The organism is Polynucleobacter sp. HIN7 (genome assembly GCF_030297595.1).
Lineage (GTDB): Bacteria > Pseudomonadota > Gammaproteobacteria > Burkholderiales > Burkholderiaceae > Polynucleobacter.
This window is the reverse complement of the sequence record NZ_AP028138.1, coordinates 738040-754629: the sequence shown is the minus strand read 5'-3', so window position 1 is coordinate 754629 and position 16590 is coordinate 738040. Positions and strand designations below refer to the sequence as shown.

At 49.6% G+C, this 16590-nt stretch carries 14 protein-coding genes; 5 read left to right on the top strand and 9 right to left on the bottom strand.

All coding sequences use genetic code 11. The annotated features are described in order from the left end of the window. Window positions 1-7 precede the first annotated feature (7 nt). From QUE64_RS03945 to QUE64_RS03930, 4 genes are all read right to left on the bottom strand, one after another. A complete protein-coding gene (locus QUE64_RS03945; protein ID WP_458574698.1) occupies window positions 8-1966 on the bottom strand; it encodes a RelA/SpoT family protein in 1959 nt (652 codons plus the stop codon). A gap of 72 nt (window positions 1967-2038) precedes the next feature. Further along, complete coding sequence (locus QUE64_RS03940) at window positions 2039-3859, bottom strand: alpha/beta fold hydrolase (RefSeq protein WP_286226005.1); 1821 nt, start codon at window positions 3857-3859, stop codon at window positions 2039-2041. Continuing rightward, on the bottom strand, window positions 3856-4509 hold the full coding sequence (locus QUE64_RS03935; protein WP_108508268.1) for a CoA transferase subunit B: 654 nt from the start codon (window positions 4507-4509) through the stop codon (window positions 3856-3858). The genes QUE64_RS03940 and QUE64_RS03935 overlap by 4 nt, the downstream gene beginning before the upstream one ends. 36 nt (window positions 4510-4545) lie before the next feature. Next, window positions 4546-5241 carry a CoA transferase subunit A gene (locus QUE64_RS03930; protein ID WP_286224528.1) on the bottom strand — a complete coding sequence of 232 codons (696 nt, stop codon included), beginning with the start codon at window positions 5239-5241 and terminating at the stop codon, window positions 4546-4548. A 103-nt stretch (window positions 5242-5344) separates the two neighbouring features. Here QUE64_RS03930 and QUE64_RS03925 point away from each other — a divergent pair, with 103 nt between their 5' ends. Beyond that, entirely contained in the window at window positions 5345-7015 is a 1671-nt protein-coding gene (locus QUE64_RS03925) for an electron transfer flavoprotein-ubiquinone oxidoreductase (protein WP_286226004.1), read from the top strand. Here the strand turns inward: QUE64_RS03925 and QUE64_RS03920 are convergent. Genes QUE64_RS03920 through QUE64_RS03910 form a run of 3 tightly spaced genes read right to left on the bottom strand, consistent with a single transcriptional unit; the run spans window position 7004 to window position 10141 of the window. Continuing rightward, the gene (locus QUE64_RS03920) at window positions 7004-8164 is read right to left on the bottom strand and encodes an MFS transporter (protein WP_286226003.1); all 1161 of its coding nucleotides are present in this window, start codon (window positions 8162-8164) and stop codon (window positions 7004-7006) included. The two genes, QUE64_RS03925 and QUE64_RS03920, sit on opposite strands and share 12 nt — an antisense overlap. Before the next feature lie 6 nt (window positions 8165-8170). Further along, window positions 8171-9274: a chorismate synthase gene (aroC, locus tag QUE64_RS03915; protein WP_286226002.1), complete on the bottom strand. Its 1104-nt coding sequence runs from the start codon at window positions 9272-9274 to the stop codon at window positions 8171-8173. Between the two features lie 15 nt (window positions 9275-9289). Next, window positions 9290-10141 carry a YihY family inner membrane protein gene (locus QUE64_RS03910; RefSeq protein ID WP_286226001.1) on the bottom strand — a complete coding sequence of 284 codons (852 nt, stop codon included), beginning with the start codon at window positions 10139-10141 and terminating at the stop codon, window positions 9290-9292. A 48-nt stretch (window positions 10142-10189) separates the two neighbouring features. On the opposite strand from QUE64_RS03910, the gene wrbA reads away from it, so the two are divergent. The 4 genes from wrbA to QUE64_RS03890 are packed head-to-tail and all read left to right on the top strand — an operon-like array spanning window position 10190 to window position 13164. Then, entirely contained in the window at window positions 10190-10795 is a 606-nt protein-coding gene (gene wrbA, locus QUE64_RS03905) for an NAD(P)H:quinone oxidoreductase (RefSeq protein ID WP_286226000.1), read from the top strand. Window positions 10796-10798: 3 nt separating this feature from the next. Beyond that, on the top strand, window positions 10799-11185 hold the full coding sequence (locus tag QUE64_RS03900) for a DUF2069 domain-containing protein (protein WP_286225999.1): 387 nt from the start codon (window positions 10799-10801) through the stop codon (window positions 11183-11185). Window positions 11186-11194: 9 nt separating this feature from the next. Then, entirely contained in the window at window positions 11195-12613 is a 1419-nt protein-coding gene (locus tag QUE64_RS03895) for an FAD-binding oxidoreductase (protein WP_286224521.1), read from the top strand. After that, window positions 12610-13164 carry a histidine phosphatase family protein gene (locus QUE64_RS03890; RefSeq protein WP_286225998.1) on the top strand — a complete coding sequence of 185 codons (555 nt, stop codon included), beginning with the start codon at window positions 12610-12612 and terminating at the stop codon, window positions 13162-13164. The genes QUE64_RS03895 and QUE64_RS03890 overlap by 4 nt, the downstream gene beginning before the upstream one ends. Here QUE64_RS03890 and QUE64_RS03885 read toward each other — a convergent pair. Both QUE64_RS03885 and QUE64_RS03880 read right to left on the bottom strand, forming a co-directional pair. Further along, window positions 13157-13492 (bottom strand): P-II family nitrogen regulator, encoded by a 336-nt coding sequence (locus tag QUE64_RS03885; RefSeq protein ID WP_286225997.1) that lies wholly within the window; start codon window positions 13490-13492, stop codon window positions 13157-13159. The two genes, QUE64_RS03890 and QUE64_RS03885, sit on opposite strands and share 8 nt — an antisense overlap. Continuing rightward, window positions 13489-16584, bottom strand: coding sequence for an efflux RND transporter permease subunit (locus QUE64_RS03880; RefSeq protein WP_286225996.1), 3096 nt, complete (start codon window positions 16582-16584; stop codon window positions 13489-13491). The genes QUE64_RS03885 and QUE64_RS03880 overlap by 4 nt, the downstream gene beginning before the upstream one ends. Window positions 16585-16590: the final 6 nt, after the last annotated feature.

The following is a 16590-nucleotide window of genomic DNA, read 5'->3' as shown; positions in this document are numbered from 1 at the left end:
GAGTTTATCACCGCCGGCGTACTTCGGTGACGCCGCGCAATCCCTCAAGCCCCGTTTGTACTAAACGGAGTGCCTCCGCATTCGAGATTTCAACGGTTAATTGAATATGCGCCACGCCTTTGCGAACCGATTTTTTGAGATCAATCACATGGACGCCAATCTTGGAAGTAATCTCAAAGAGTTCCCGCATCAGCTCAGGTCGATCAAGGGCAATGATTGATAAATCGGCAGGGAAAACTCGTTCTTTATTACTGCCCTGCTCTGGATCTAACTTGGCACTCCACGCCGTTTGGATCACACGCTCTGGTGCGCGCTCTAGGAGCCCTCGAAAAGTTCTGCAACTGCGTCGATGAATCGATACCCCACGGCCTTGGGTCACAAATCCAGCGATTGGATCGGGGGGAACCGGTCGACAGCATTTGGCCAATTGCGTCAGTAAAGAATCCACTCCCACGACCAATACATCTCCGCGCTGATTGGCTGCACTCGCGCGCGTGCGAATCTGAATCTCTTCCTTCTTATCAAGTGACTTATCAACACTCTTATCGAGCTTGCTATCACTTGCCTTACTCGGAGCTTGACTCGCCTCATCATCAAGTGCATTGAACCACGCACGTACCCGCGCCCGCGCGCGCTGTGAACGCAAATAGCCACGCTCAGGGTTTAGCCAGTCCCTTGAGGGCCCACCTTGCTTCACCGAAATGATTTCTACGGTCTGGCCATTGAGTAAGGGGGTATCGAGCGGCACCATAGCTCCATCAATTCGAGCACCACGACAGTGATGGCCAAGATCGGTATGCACTGCATACGCAAAGTCGATCGGCGACGAACCCTTCTCCAAAGCGATTACTTTTCCTAGTGGAGTGAGAACATAAATATGATCATCAATCTCATGATGTTTGAGCTGTTCCCAAGCATCCTCTTTCCATGAGATTAATTGCCGCGCCCAAGCGATTTGGCGCTCATAAGCTACTGCGGCACTATGGGTTCCGAGATCCTTTGCTTGCGCGGCATACGCGCCCTCTTTATAGCGCCAATGTGCTGCTAAGCCATACTCCGCCTGACGATGCATTTCTTGCGTGCGAATCTGAATCTCAAATGCAATCCCATTCTCATCAATCACAACAGTATGCAGGGATTGATAACCGTTTGGTTTGGGCCTAGCAATATAGTCATCAAACTCTTTTGGCACCGGTTGCCAAATGTTGTGCACTAAGCCCAGAGTCGCATAACAGGCCTTGACATCATTAACCAACACCCGAAATGCCCGCACATCATAGAGATTGGCAAACTCCAATGATTTGCCCTGCATTTTTTTCCAAATGCTGTAGATGTGCTTGGGTCTTCCTTGGACATCAGCTGTAATCTGGGCAAGCGATAGCTCGTGATTGAGGCGCTTGATAACATCGGCAATGAATTGCTCACGCTCTACGCGTTTGGCATCCAATAGGCCCGCAATTTCTTTATAGGTATCAGACGCAACAACCCGAAACGCCAGATCCTCCATCTCCCACTTCATTTGCCAGATACCCAGGCGATTAGCTAAGCTTGCATCGATATCTAAAATCTCTTGAGCCCAAGACGGATTTACTTTGACGCGATTCTTTCCAATCCATCGAAGGGTCTGTAAGCGCGATGCTAGATAAATGAGTACCACGCGTAGATCGTTACCGAATGCCAACAGCATTTTGCGCAAGATCTCTTCTTGGCCTGCTACCCGCAACTTTCCGTCGTGCTTAGTGAGCTTTGCTTGAGCCTGACGCAGACCGCGGTAACCAATCAATAAGGTGGTGGCATCTTGCCCGAGTTGCTTGACTAAAGCTTCTTTACCTAAGGTGCTGTGTAAATGACGAGCAGCAACGATACTTGCCTCATCCAAACGTAGTGTTTGTAAAATCTCTGCGACAGCATGAGAGTGAGCCTCCTCAGGCTCGCCAAACCAGGCATCGCCCTCCAGCGCTTGCATGGGATTTGTCGACAGCGGCAATACCGACTCGTGAGGACTCACAGCAATCAATCCTGATTAGCGGATAAGCCACTATAGAAAAAATTGGCGCGCAATGTCAATTTGCTCTTTTTTGATAAAGGCCGGGGCATGTCCGGTATTCGGGATCTCAATACTCTTTGCATGCGGATTTAATTGGCACATCTCATCGACCGTTTGCGGAGAAAGTAAATCCGAATCCGCACCCCGCACAATCAAAATGGGGCATTCGATTTGCTGAAAACTTTGCCACATCGCTAGCTCACCTGCTTGAGCTAGGGCCGGCGTCACTGAGGCAAATGGCACCGAGATGGCTGGGTCATAGTGCAAGACCCACTGCTGATCTTTCTGAATCAGCATCGGTCCATTGAGAAGCTCCCATTCGGCATCTGTATGTTTTCCGAAGGGAGCGCAAATCGATTTGAGTTTATCCATCGCTACAACACGATTGACATAAGAAAACGGTTTACCAACATAACTCGCCAACCGAATCAATGCGGCCGGCTCGATTCGTGGTCCGACATCATTGAGTAATAGTCGCTTAACGCCATTACCAGGAATAGCTGCATACACCATGCCAATTAAGCCGCCCATCGAGGTTCCAAACCAATTGGCCGTTTGAACTTTCAATTTGGCGCTTAGGGCGGTCATATCAGTCACATATTGAGGGACTGTGTAGAACATCGGATTACTTAAGTAGTCAGAATCTCCTCGCCCAACGATGTCTGGGCAAACCACAAAATGGCGATCACACAAAGCCTCAGCCATTGCCCGAAAATCACTACCCCGGCGCGATAGGCCATGCACGCAATACAGCACGCTCGGATTTTGTGGATCCCCCCAAGTATGAAACGCCATACGGTGCGATCCAGCTGGACTGGTGCATTGCACATAATCCGTGTGGCCATGATGGTCACGATTGAGTAAAGCGGTATGACGCGCCTGCTCAACGCTGACTGGAGGCGATTCAAGTTCTTGTTTGCCAGCTTCTTCGGGTTGTAGCGTAATGTGGTCAATACCGTATGACTCTCGCAACATGGTGGTTAAATTTGCGAGGATCCGCGGCCATTGCTTGAATTGTTTGATCTCCACATGGGCGATTAATGCAGGGTGACCAGGGCTCATCTCCCATACATGCAGATCGTGAATTGCCATAACCCCTTCAATACGGGATAAGTCTTCACCGACCTTTACATAGTCAATATGCAGCGGCACACCTTCCATCAAGAAGTGATACGACTCCTTGAGAATGGCTGCCGTGGACTTTAAGATCAAGAGTGCTACAAAGATCGATAAGATAGGGTCAATCGGCATCCACCCTGTGAGCTGAATCACCACTCCCGCTACCAAGGCAGCAATCGATCCCAAGAGATCGCCCATCACATGCACCAGTGCGGCGCGGGTATTGACGCTCTTTTGATCGCGTGACAGCACCCAAGCAACGATCAGATTTACAGCAAGACCCAGAGCAGCCACAATCGTCACGGTCATCCCAGCCACTGGGTGCGGATCCTGAATGCGACTCACGGCCTCAATCACAATCCATATGACTAGACCAACCATCACCAAGCTGTTCACAAAAGCTGCAAGTGCTTCGGCACGACCAAATCCAAAGGAATGCTTGGCAGATGGCGGACGTCTGGCAATGTATTGCGCCAGAATAGCAAGACCCAGTGCAGCAGAGTCAGTCACCATATGTCCGGCATCGGACATCAGTGCTAAGGAACCTGAAATTAGACCAGCAAAGAACTCAACGCATGCAAATCCAAGTGTAAAGAGCATAGCAATCCACAAAAAGGATTGCTTTCGATCAGCTACCGCGTGGGTATGGCTTGCATCCCCACGTTTATGAGCATGTAATGGGGCGCTATTCAATGAACTGCACTAGTATCAATAGGGGCGCCGGTCTTCGCCTGAATCTCTTCTTTGGTTACACCAGGCGCTAATTCCACCAACTTCAATCCTTTGGGTGTGATGTCGAGTACACCCAAATCGGTGATGATGCGATCAATCACACCTAATCCGGTTAATGGCAAGGTGCACTTGGGCAGAATTTTGATTTCTTCGGTACCGTCTTTTTTCTTGGCCACGTGTTCCATCAATACCACGACGTGTTTCACGCCGGCAACCAAATCCATGGCACCACCCATGCCCTTCACCATTTTTCCGGGAATCATCCAGTTGGCTAAATCGCCATGCTCGCTGACCTGCATTGCGCCCAAGATCGCAATATTGATCTTGCCACCCCGAATCATTCCAAAGGAGTCCGCCGATGAAAAAATAGCGGACCCTGGCAAAGTGGTCACGGTTTGCTTGCCGGCATTAATCATATCGGCATCCACTTGTGCTTCGGTGGGAAATGGTCCAATCCCCAACAAGCCATTCTCAGACTGCAACCAAACCTCCATCCCAGCGGGAACATGGTTTGCCACCAAGGTGGGCATGCCAATACCTAAATTGACGTAGTAACCATCTTTTAACTCTTTTGCAGCACGGGCTGCCATTTCATCACGATTCCAAGGCATTGCAATTTCCTCTGTGTAATCTTTTCAAATAAATGCTTATTTAGATAGCGTGCGTTGCTCAATCCGTTTTTCCGGTTGAGGGTTGAGCACAATCCGATGGGCATAAATACCAGGGGTATGAATTTGATCTGGAATGAGATCTCCGTTTTCCACGATCTCTTCGACTTCCACCACAGTGATCTTTCCTGCCATCGCGACAACTGGATTAAAGTTGCGTGCTGTTAAGCGATAAAGCAAGTTACCTGCTTTATCCGCTTTCCATGCTTTAACGAGCGAGACATCGGCAACCAATGAGCGCTCTAGGATGTACTTTTCTCCATCAAATTCACGCTCATCCTTACCTTCAGCCACAATCGTTCCAACGCCGGTCTTGGTATAAAACGCTGGGATACCGCAACCGCCTGCTCGCAACTTCTCTGCTAACGTACCTTGAGGGGTAAATTCCAATTCGAGTTCACCAGCTAAATATTGACGCTCAAACTCTTTGTTTTCTCCAACATAAGAGGCAATCATTTTTTTGATCTGCCGAGTCGCCAGCAAAATCCCCAAGCCAAAATCATCTACTCCAGCATTATTAGATATTGCTGTGAGATTTTTGGTACCCAAGTCTTTAACCGCAGCAATCAGTGCCTCTGGAATGCCACACAAACCAAAACCGCCAACCGCGATGGTTTGCCCATCTTTCATAATGTCCTCAAGAGCAGCGCGGGCATTGGGAAATATCTTGTTCATTCGCCTAACTTTCTTTCACGTTCTTTAATCAATACCGGATATCACCTAAATGATAACCGCTCTGCATGACCGATTCATGGCTTAAAAGCACTAAACTAGAGTGATGAATACCGAGGAATTACTTGCTCAATACGGCCCGCGCGAGGCCATGGACTATGACCTCGTGATCGTCGGGGGTGGCCCCGCTGGGCTATCGGCAGCAATCCACGCCAAACAAATTGCCCAACGCGAGGGTCGTGAGATCTCCGTTTGCGTATTAGAAAAGGGTTCTGAGGTCGGCGCTCATATTTTGTCGGGCGCCATCATGGATCCACGCGCCCTCACGGAATTATTTCCTGATTGGCAAGCACTGGGGGCTCCGCTCGAGACACCAGTTAGTAAAGATGAATTCATCTTTTTGACCGAATCGAGCTCGTTCACGGTACCCCATCTTTTGCTACCAGAGTGCTTTAACAACCGCGGTAATTACATTTTGAGTTTAAGTAATTTCACGCGCTGGCTCGGTGGCCAAGCAGAGCAACTGGGCGTTGATATTTTTCCAGGGTTTGCTGCGGCAGAAATTTTGTTTAATGCCCAGGGTGCGGTTTGCGGAGTCGCTACCGGTAATTTAGGAATTCATAAAGATGGGCAGATCTCAGAACAGTTTCAGCTTGGCATGGAATTGCGAGCCAAATACACCTTATTTGCTGAAGGCTCACGCGGTCATCTCGGCAGACAACTGATCACTAAATACCAACTCGATCGTGAGTCCGATCCACAGAGTTACGGTATTGGCATTAAAGAACTCTGGGAAGTAACGCCCCAGAACCATCGCCCGGGTTTAGTGATTCATACGGCAGGATGGCCCTTAGATCGTCAGACCTATGGCGGATCTTTTTTGTATCACTTTGGTGAAAACAAGGTAGCCGTCGGCATGGTGGTTGGCCTCTCCTACCGCAACCCTTATCTTAGTCCCTTTGATGAGTTCCAACGCTATAAATTGCATCCTGCGATTCGTCCGACGTTTGAGGGTGGTAAGCGCTTGGCCTATGGTGCACGTGCCATTACCGCTGGCGGCTTAAATAGTTTGCCGCAAACGGTGTTCCCTGGCGGCGCCCTGATTGGCTGCGATGCGGGCTACCTCAACGCATCCCGCATTAAAGGCAGTCATGCAGCGATTAAATCCGGCATGTTAGCGGCCCAGGCAGCCATGTCTGCGCTCTCTGAAAATCGGGCCAATGATATTTTGAGCGCTTACCCCAGTGCCTTTAAAAATAGTTGGCTGTATACCGAACTCAAGCAGGCGCGTAACTTTAAAGCATGGATGTCTAAAGGTTTATATCTCGGCACCCTCATGGTTGGTATTGAACAAAAAGTGTTTGGTGGAAATGTGCCATGGACCATTCATCAGAAAAAAGCTGACTACGAATATCTTGAACCGGCGCGCCTTCATCAGGTTATTGAATATCCAAAACCCGATGGCAAAATTACTTTTGATCGACTCTCCTCGGTATTTATCTCCAATACCAATCATGAGGAGAATCAACCAGCTCACTTAACCCTCAAGGATGAAAGTGTGCCAGTAGCCATTAATTTGGATATCTATGCGGGCCCTGAGCAACGCTACTGCCCTGCCGGTGTTTACGAATACATCGAAGTGGAAGGTAAGCCCAAGCTCCAAATCAATGCCCAAAATTGCGTGCATTGCAAAACCTGTGACATCAAAGATCCTACCCAGAATATTGTATGGGTCACCCCTGAAGGAGGCGGTGGTCCGAATTACTCAGGAATGTAAAGCAGTTTGTTTGGTTTTAACCTGCGCAATCGCAACACCGGCCAAGGCGCACGCCACCGCTGCCATACCAAACACTTGATTGGGGCCCCAATGATCCCAAATCCAGCCTGCGCATAAGCCACCCAAGGTTCCACCAAAACCATAAGCAACCGTCGTAAAGAGTGCCTGACCACGCGCTTGCAAGGGACCGCTGAACCAACCCTGAATTAATTTGGTACTCGCACTATGGTGTGCTGCAAAGGTCGCGGCGTGCATTAGCTGCGCTAAGATTAATAGACTAGTACTGGCAAAGTAGCCGATTAATACAAAGCGGATCACCGCAATCATGAATGTTGCTTGCAACACACTCGTTGGTGAGTATCGTGACATGACCTTACTTTGAAAATAAAAGAACATTACTTCTGCGGTCACTCCCAATGTCCAGAAAAACCCGATCTCGGATTTGCTGTAACCTAGATCTGCAAGGTAAAGGGAATAAAACACATAGAGTGCAGCATGGCCAAAGATCATGGCAAATGCGGAGACTAAAAACCAGCGCACCTCTACCCGCCGCAATACCGTACGGAGCTCACCACGCACCAAGGGTTGACGCTCAATCTTAGGCTCTCGAATTAAAAAGGTGTCGATCGCCAGTGCAATTAATACACCTAAGCCTAACCAAGGGAAGACTTCGATACCCCACCATTGAAATACTTCACCAGCGAGTAAGACCATGGCAATAAAGCCAATCGATCCCCATAGGCGCAGCCGTCCATAGCGATGGTCAAACGAGTTATCTTTAAATAAGGCGTGTACAGTTGCCGCCTCCCCTAAGGGCACCATGCTACTGAGAATAGTGTGCAGAATAAACATCCAGATTAAAAATGGGATGTACTGCTCCAAATAGAAAATGACCAAGAAACACAGAACCGCCAGGACTCCGCAAAAGCGCATGATGCCCACCCGGTTGGATAAATAATCCGAGAGCCATCCCCAAGAGAACGGCCCCAAGATGCGGGTTACCTGCAACATCGACATCAAAGCAGCAATTTCGATTGCCCCAAACCCCAGTTCCGAGAAGTACAAGCTTGCATACGGCGACATGAGGCCAATGTAGGCGAAGTACAAAAAGAAAAAGGCCCCGAAGGCCCAACGCGAAGACGCTGTCATGAATCCTTAAGTGCTACGAGAGCCAGCAATAGCGGGGGGGCTTACCGCGACATCACCGCACTGAGCACGATGACGCAAGGCATGATCCATCAGCACCAATGCCAACATCGCTTCAGCAATTGGCGCAGCACGAATTCCGACGCAGGGATCATGACGCCCTTTGGTCTGAATCGTTGCGGGCTTACCGTGCAAGTCAATGGTCTCTTTGGGACTCATGATGCTTGAGGTTGGCTTGATCGCAATTGATACACGAATATCTTGCCCAGTACTAATACCACCCAGAACACCACCGGCATTATTACTAGCAAAGCCATCCGGATGCATCTCGTCACCGTGTGCACTCCCCTTTTGGGCCACCACCCCAAATCCTTCGCCAATCTGCACGCCCTTAACGGCATTAATACCCATCATCACATGGGCAATATCGGCGTCTAACTTATCAAAAAGCGGCTCGCCCAAACCAATGGGTACTTGGTGAGCCACAACCTCAATTTTGGCTCCACACGAATCCCCGGCTTTACGGAGTTGATCCATATACTCTTCGAGCTTCGGAATGATGCTGGCATTCGGGGCAAAGAATGGATTGCGAGCAATTTCTTTTGCATCTTCGAATGGAATGGCAATTTCACCCAGTTGGCTCATATGTGCCACGATTTGAGTACCGTAGTGTTCCCGCAACCATTTTTTTGCGATTGCTGCGGCTGCAACCACGGGGGCGGTTAAACGTGCTGAGGAGCGCCCGCCACCGCGCGGGTCTCGAAAGCCATATTTATAGTGATAGGTGTAATCAGCGTGACCTGGACGAAAGGTCTGCAAAATCTCGCTGTAATCTTGGCTGCGTTGATCGGTATTGCGAATCAACAAACAAATGGGGGTACCCGTGGTTTTGCCTTCAAAGACGCCAGACAAAATCTCGACCTTGTCCTCTTCTTTGCGTTGGGTTACATGGCGCGAGGTACCTGGCTTGCGACGATCCAGATCCACCTGAATATCATCGACCGATAGTTCCATTCCTGGGGGACAACCATCCACCACCGCACCAATTGCAGGACCGTGCGACTCACCAAAGGTGGTTACAGTAAATAGAAGACCTAACGTATTTCCAGACATACCATCATTATGGCATTAGGCAGGCGCCTGTTCCCGCTGACGGTTTTGCCGAATGGTTGGCAAGTTCGCCACAATCACTGCACCGGCAAGGGTAAGCCACCAGGTGATATAGATCCAAATCAACATGAGGGGCACGATCGCAAAGGTTCCATAAACGGTTTTATAAAAGGCCGCCTGGGTCACGAAATAGGCAAAACCAAACTTGGTGATCTCGTAAGCAACGGCCACAAAAGCAGCCCCCACAAATGCATCACGCCAGGTCACTGGGGCATAAGGCAGGATTCGGTAGGCCAGAGCAAAAACAATGAGTGCCAATACGCTAGGAATAATCGTGCTGATGAATTTAAATCCTGCCGATAAGGTGGGGAACCAGCCACTAGCAGAACCTAACAATATACCGCTGAGATAAATTCCCAGACCTAAGAGGATGGGGCCGATCACGGTTGCTGCCAAATAGATGATGAGCTTTTTTAGGAAGGGTCGACGCTCTTTGACCCTCCAGATCTCATTAAAGGCACGCTCAATGACCACCATGGTCAAAATCGTCGTAATCACTAGCCCAAGCGAGCCCACAATCGTTAATCCCTTGGCTTTGGCAGAGAACTGGTTAAAGTAACTAAATACTTGTTGGCTGATGCCGCCTGGGAAATAGTTTTTTAATAGCCAGGTCTGAAAAGCATTACGTAGATTAATCACGGCCGGGAATTGGCTCAGCAAGATCGACCCAATGGTGAGCATCGGTACCAAGGACAAAATCGTGGTGAAGGCCAAGCTAGCCGACACCTGGCTCAAGCGTAAATGTTGATTGCGATCCCAGAGCTCTTTGCCTAAGGGCAACCAACGCTCGATCGGAAAAGATAATGGCATGACCGTATCATAGGGGATCTGACTGAAATTCCAAAGAAAGTGCAGCGTATGCGTTCATCCGAGATCTTGGTGTTGTACTACTCCCGCTACGGCGCGACCGAGCAGCTTGCTCGACTGATTGGCCAAGGAATTGAGAGCGTGCCCGGAGTTGGCGCACGTCTGCGAACGGTGCCTGCAGTGTCAACCGTTTGTGAAGCTAGCGAACCGCCCGTACCGAAGGATGGGCCTCCGTATGTCGAGTACTCTGATTTGGAGGAATGCATTGGTCTAGCACTGGGTTCACCGACCCGCTTTGGCAATATGGCTGCACCGCTCAAGTATTTTTTGGACGGTAGTACCTCGCAATGGTTAGGCGGCGCACTGCAAGGGAAGCCCGCCTGTGTATTTACCAGTACCGGTAGTTTGCATGGCGGTCAGGAAACCACCCTCCTCTCCATGATGATTCCTCTTTTTCATCATGGCATGGTGTTGCTTGGTCTACCCTATAGCAATCCCGAACTCATGAACACCACGAGTGGTGGAACACCGTATGGTGTATCGCACCTTGCCCACGCTGATGGTAGCGCCCCGATTAGTGCAGATGAATCTCGCTTAGCCATTGCCCAAGGTAAGCGTTTGGCTGAAGTCGCTTTACGTCTTCACGGTGGCAAATAAATCATGCTGAGTGGATTACTGAAAAAAAATAAGTATGTGCTGATTGCCAGTGCCGCAATCGTTGATTTAATTGTGTTGTGCGTTGCTTGGGAATGGATCATTTCACCGCTGCGTCCCGGGGGCTCATGGTTGGTGCTAAAAGCAGTACCTTTAATCATCATGTTGCCAGGGGTATGGCGCGCGAATGTGTACACCATGCAATGGAGCAGCATGGCGATTCTGATTTACACCACCGAAGCCTTAACCCGGATTACCGAACCCGGTTGGAATATGTGGATGGCCATCCTGGAACTCATCCTATCGGTAACGGTTTTTATTGCCTTACTGTTGTATCTCAAACCCATTAAGGCGGCGGCTAAGGCAAAAGCGGCTGATGAAGCAAAGCACTAGAATCATCCCATGAATCACTCCGAATTCATTTCACACTGTCAGTCGATTGTTGGAAATGCTTATGTATTGGTCGACCCCAATGATCAAGCGCCCTATCTGAGTGATTGGCGCAATCGCTATCACGGCAAAGCACTCGCTGTTTTACTTCCCAAAACAACCGAAGAGGTTGCCAAGATCGTCAAAGCGTGCGATCAAGCGTCGATTTCCATTGTTCCGCAAGGCGGCAATACCAGTATGTGCGGAGCGGCAACCCCCAATGACTCGGGCCAGCAAATAGTTTTGAATCTCAAGCGGATGAATACGATCCGTGAAATTAATCCGAGCAACCAAACCATGGTGGTCGAGTCAGGTTGCATTTTGCAAACCTTACAAGAGGCTGCCAAGACACAGGGATTTTTGTTTCCGCTCAGTCTTGGTGCTCAAGGAAGCTGTCAAATTGGTGGCAATCTGGCCACCAATGCGGGTGGTACTAATGTGCTGCGCTATGGCAATGCCCGCGAACTGTGTTTAGGCCTCGAAGTAGTCACTGCCCAAGGTGAGATCCTGCATGGTCTGCGGAGCTTACGCAAGGACAACACCGGATTTGATCTGCGTGATTTATATATTGGTTCCGAGGGGTGTCTTGGCATCATTACCGCCGCGGTGATGAAGCTATATCCCTTGCCAGTGACCCAATGGACTGCTTTAGTAGCTGTCCCAAATATTCCGGCGACGATTGAGTTGCTCAGTCTTTTTCAGAAACGCACTGCCGCCCTACTCACTGGCTTTGAAATGATGTCAAAGGACTCCTTGGACCTCACTGCCAAGCAATTTCCCCACATGAAAAACCCTCTTGCCAATGACCCTCTTTATACGGTCTTAGTCGAGTTATCGGATCATGAAGGTGAAGAACATGCGCGTAACTTGATGGAACAGGTTCTTGAGTCTGCCTTTGAAGCAGGTATTGCGAGTGATGCGGTGATTGCGAGCAATCTCTCGCAAGCCCAATCGTTTTGGACCATGCGTGAGCACATCACGATGGCACAAGCGCAAGAAGGCGCCAATCTAAAACACGATATCTCGCTACCAATCTCAGGTCTTGATGCCTTTATCACTGAGACTGATCGACTGATTCGGGATCAATTTGCTGGGGTGCGTATTATCAATTTTGGGCATTTGGGTGACGGTAATTTGCATTACAACATTGCTCCGCCACTTGGGATAAATCCTAGCGAGTTCAATCGCGCTCATGAAGCAGCCATTCATGATGTGGTCTATTCTCAGGTCGAGAAACACCATGGCTCCATTTCGGCAGAGCATGGCATTGGGCAACTCAAACTCCCCGACCTAGAGGCTCATCGTGGATCGGTGGCGCACCAACTGATGCGCTCTATTAAATCCGCTCTAGACCCCAAGAACATCATGAACCCAGGTAAGGTATTACCTTGATCCGAATCCTTGTTGCACTCTGGGCGTGGCTGGTGTTCATGCCATTGGCAAATGCCAACCTGCTCTCTGAACTTCAATCAGGCTCAAGTCTCATCATCATGCGTCATGCCGATGCCCCTGGGATCGGCGATCCCCCAGGTTATCGCATTGGCGATTGTTCGACCCAGCGTAATCTGGGTGAGTATGGACGTCAGCAAGCCAAAGAGATTGGTACATGGCTAAGTAAGCAAGGCATTAGTGAGGCTCGTATGTTCAGTAGCCCCTGGTGCCGCTGTCTCGATACGGCAGTGTTACTTAATAAAGGTCCAGTTACAACGGAGCGTTCACTCGGTTCCTTCTTTAATGAAATGAGCGAGAGCGGCAAACAGACTAGAGAGCTTGAGGCATTTGTGCGACAGCAACTTTCTAAATCCAATAAGTTACCGCTGATTTTGGTGACCCATCAGGTCAATACCTATGCCTATACAGGTATGTCAGTTGGCGTAGGTCAAATGCTGCTTGTGAAAGTGAATTCCCAAGGCAAAGCCATTAGTAGCCGCGCGCTTAACTAATTGGGTTTGGATAGTTCTTCGCAATAAAGAAGGCACGCTCAACATTCACCTTCCAGACAATCCCATCGCCCACCTGCCCAGTCTGGCACGCTTGGACTAAGCGATCCATGATCGTATCAGCCACTTCATCATTGCAAACGATCTCAATCCGAACTTTTGCTGAGTAATCGGTTAACTCATCTTTAATGGTGGTTTTTTCGACTCGGTTCGGTGCGCTGCAACCCTCGACTTTTGTTACTGTCATTCCAGGAAAACCGGGGGTGTCCATCAGTGCGGCCCGCACCATGGGTAATTTATTCGGACGAATCACTGCCTTTATTTCAATCACGCTTCAACCTTTTTCTCTTCAAACCAACCGTATAAAACCGGCAATACCAATAATGTTAAGCCCGTTGAAGTAATTAGACCTGAAATAACCACAATAGCAAGAGGTCTTGTGACCTCCGATCCCGGGCCGCCGGAGAACAGCATGGGAATCAAGGCCAACATCGCCACCGATGCGGTCATCATCACAGGTCTAAAGCGATGTGCACACCCATCAATGAGAGCCTCATGCAAAGGCATGCCGTCATCGCGCAATTGTTTGATAAAGGAGATCAGCACCACGCCGTTCAGTACCGCAATACCCCAAAGATTAATGAATCCGACTGCGGCGGGTACCGATAAATACTCGCCGGTAATAAAGAGGCCGAAGATACCTCCAATCGATGCAAACGGCAGAACCAAAATAATCAGCCCAGCCAAGCGAATCGATTGGAATAGCATAAAGAGCAAGAAGAAAATCGCGGCAATCGTGAGCGGAATGATGATCATGAGTCGTGCCATGGCGCGCTCCATGTTCTCAAACTGACCGCCCCAAACCAGGGTATAGCCCTCGGGTAATTTCACATCCTGGGCAATTTTCTTTTGGGCTTCATCGACAAAACCACCCAAATCACGACCCTGCACATTGACACCAATCACGAGGCGACGCTTACCGGACTCGCGCGATATTTGCGGTGGACCATCAAGTAACTCAATCTTCGCCAGATCCTTCATGAGCACCTGGGCGCCGTTAGGCGATAGCAGGATGATGTTCTCGATGGCATCGATCTTGTCACGGTAAGGGGCTGGATAGCGCAACACCATGGGGAAGCGGCGCTCACCCTCGTAGACTGTCGAGGCCTGTTTACCACCGATTGCGGTTTCAATCACATCGTTGACATCGGCCACATTGATCCCGTAGCGCGCAATCGCATCGCGATCGATCTTGATATTGAGGTAGTTCTGGCCTGAGGCTTGCTCGATCCGCAGATCAGTACTGCCCTTCATGCGCGATAAGATTTGACTAATTTGAGTACCTAGTTTGATAAGAGTCTCGATATCATCACCAAAGATCTTGATCGCTACTTGTGAACGTACACCCGAGACCATTTCGTCAACACGGGCTGCAATCGGTTGAGAGATCACCAACTCCACACCGGGCAAGGTCTTTAATTTCTCACGAATTTGATTGGCAATTTCCTCTTGGCTTAGATCTCGATCGCCCAAGGGCTTCAAGGTCACGATCGGATCGGACTCGAATGGTTGACCAGGGTCGGCCGGGGACTCACCGCGTCCTAAACGGGATACCGCCATTTCCACACCAGGAATGGTCATGATTCTTTTGAGGGCCTCAAACTCCAACTTAATCGACTCATCGAGCGCAATATTGGCCGAACGCACAATCACTGGAGTGATAGAACCCTCTTGCATCACCGGGATAAATGATTTACCCAAAAAGATAAACAGAACCACACTAGCGCCTAGCGCAATCAGAGCGCGTTTTACGACTAAACGGGGATGTTTTAAGCTCCAATCGAGCATAAAGTTATACGGCTTACGCAGCTTCGCCACAATCTTCGTATCGTCCTCACTACCACCTTTGAGGATGTAAGAACAAAGGACGGGAGATAGCACAAACGATAGGATCAGTGAGATAGTGAGCGCAATCGCAATCGTGATCGCCATCGGAGCAAACATCTTGCCCTCCATGCCTTCGAGCGCAAGTAAGGGCATAAATACCAAAATGATGATGCCCACACCAAAGAGCACGGGTTTACCGACCTCGGTAGCTGCCTCTAAGATAATACGGTTACGGGACTCACCCATTTTTAGGCGAGCGCCTAACTTAGCAAAAGTGTTTTCAACCACCACGACTGAGCCGTCGACCATAATGCCAATGGCGATTGCGAGACCACCCAAGGACATCAAGTTCGCAGAGATGCCATAGCGGTTCATCACAAAAAATGTGAGTAGCGGGGTCAAGATCAGAGTGGCCACCACAATGATCGATGAACGCACATCGCCCAAGAACAAGAAGAGCAATACGATTACCAAGATGATGCCCTCAACTAAGACCTTGGCAACGTTGAACATCGCCGCATTGACCAGATCGGTTCGGTCATAGAACGGAACAATCTGTAAACCCTCAGGCAATAACTTGCGCTCGTTAATCTCGGCGACCTTGGTCTTAATGCGATTGACTACCTCCCGAGCATTCGCACCACGGTTCATCTGAATAATGCCAGCCACACCCTCGGTAACACCATTTTTAATAATGGCGCCCTGCCGAATCTCATTACCAATCATGACCTCGGCAACGTTACGCACATACACTGGAGTGCCCTTCACTTCTTTCAGAATAATCTTGCCAATGTCCTCAGGCTTTGCCACAAGACCAACCCCACGAATCAAATACCGCTCTGCATAGGTCGGTAATTGGCCGCCACCAGAATTGGCGTTATTGCGAGCCAGTGCCACATACACATCTTGCAAGGTAATCCCATAGTGCCGCAAGCGCTCAGGATTAACCAATACTTGATACTCTTTAGCGAAGCCACCTTGGGTATTAATCTCAGCAACACCTGGAATCGAGCGCAACATGGGGCGTACTACCCAATCCTGGATCGTGCGGCGCTCTTGCAGCTCATCCTCAGTCAGGGGGCGATCTCGATCAGACGGATGCTCGAGGGTGTACTGATAAACCTCCCCGAGTCCCGTGGTCGGTGGCGCCAAGACGGGAGTGATTCCGTCGGGCATACGGGACGCAACCTCAATGAGACGCTCCAGAACAAGTTGGCGGGCAAAGTAGATACTGGTCTTATCCGTGAAGACCAAGGTCACAATGGAAATACCGTTACGGTTGAGCGAACGCATCTCTACGAGGCCGGGTAAGCCGGTCATGCCTAACTCAATCGGGATGGTGACAAAGCGCTCGACTTCTTCGGGTGATTTACCAGGGGCCTCGGTTGCGATTTGCACCTGGATATTTGTTACATCAGGGAAGGCATCAACCGATAAGCGCTTCGTAGCAAATAAGCCTACGAAGAATAAGCAAACGGAGATCACCACCACCAGTAGGCGTTGCTGAAGAGCAAAACGGACAATACGCTCAATCATGTCAAA

Excerpts from the sequence above, each read along its gene's own strand:
- QUE64_RS03945 (WP_458574698.1), bottom strand. The coding sequence starts at position 1,966 with ATGCAAGCGCTGGAGGGCGATGCCTGGTTTGGCGAGCCTGAGGAGGCT.
- QUE64_RS03935 (WP_108508268.1), bottom strand. The coding sequence starts at position 4,509 with ATGCCTTGGAATCGTGATGAAATGGCAGCCCGTGCTGCAAAAGAGTTA.
- QUE64_RS03930 (WP_286224528.1), bottom strand. The coding sequence starts at position 5,241 with ATGAACAAGATATTTCCCAATGCCCGCGCTGCTCTTGAGGACATTATG.
- QUE64_RS03925 (WP_286226004.1), top strand. The coding sequence starts at position 5,345 with ATGAATACCGAGGAATTACTTGCTCAATACGGCCCGCGCGAGGCCATG.
- QUE64_RS03920 (WP_286226003.1), bottom strand. The coding sequence starts at position 8,164 with ATGACAGCGTCTTCGCGTTGGGCCTTCGGGGCCTTTTTCTTTTTGTAC.
- aroC (WP_286226002.1), bottom strand. The coding sequence starts at position 9,274 with ATGTCTGGAAATACGTTAGGTCTTCTATTTACTGTAACCACCTTTGGT.
- QUE64_RS03910 (WP_286226001.1), bottom strand. The coding sequence starts at position 10,141 with ATGCCATTATCTTTTCCGATCGAGCGTTGGTTGCCCTTAGGCAAAGAG.
- wrbA (WP_286226000.1), top strand. The coding sequence starts at position 10,190 with ATGCGTTCATCCGAGATCTTGGTGTTGTACTACTCCCGCTACGGCGCG.
- QUE64_RS03900 (WP_286225999.1), top strand. The coding sequence starts at position 10,799 with ATGCTGAGTGGATTACTGAAAAAAAATAAGTATGTGCTGATTGCCAGT.
- QUE64_RS03895 (WP_286224521.1), top strand. The coding sequence starts at position 11,195 with ATGAATCACTCCGAATTCATTTCACACTGTCAGTCGATTGTTGGAAAT.
- QUE64_RS03880 (WP_286225996.1), bottom strand. The coding sequence starts at position 16,584 with ATGATTGAGCGTATTGTCCGTTTTGCTCTTCAGCAACGCCTACTGGTG.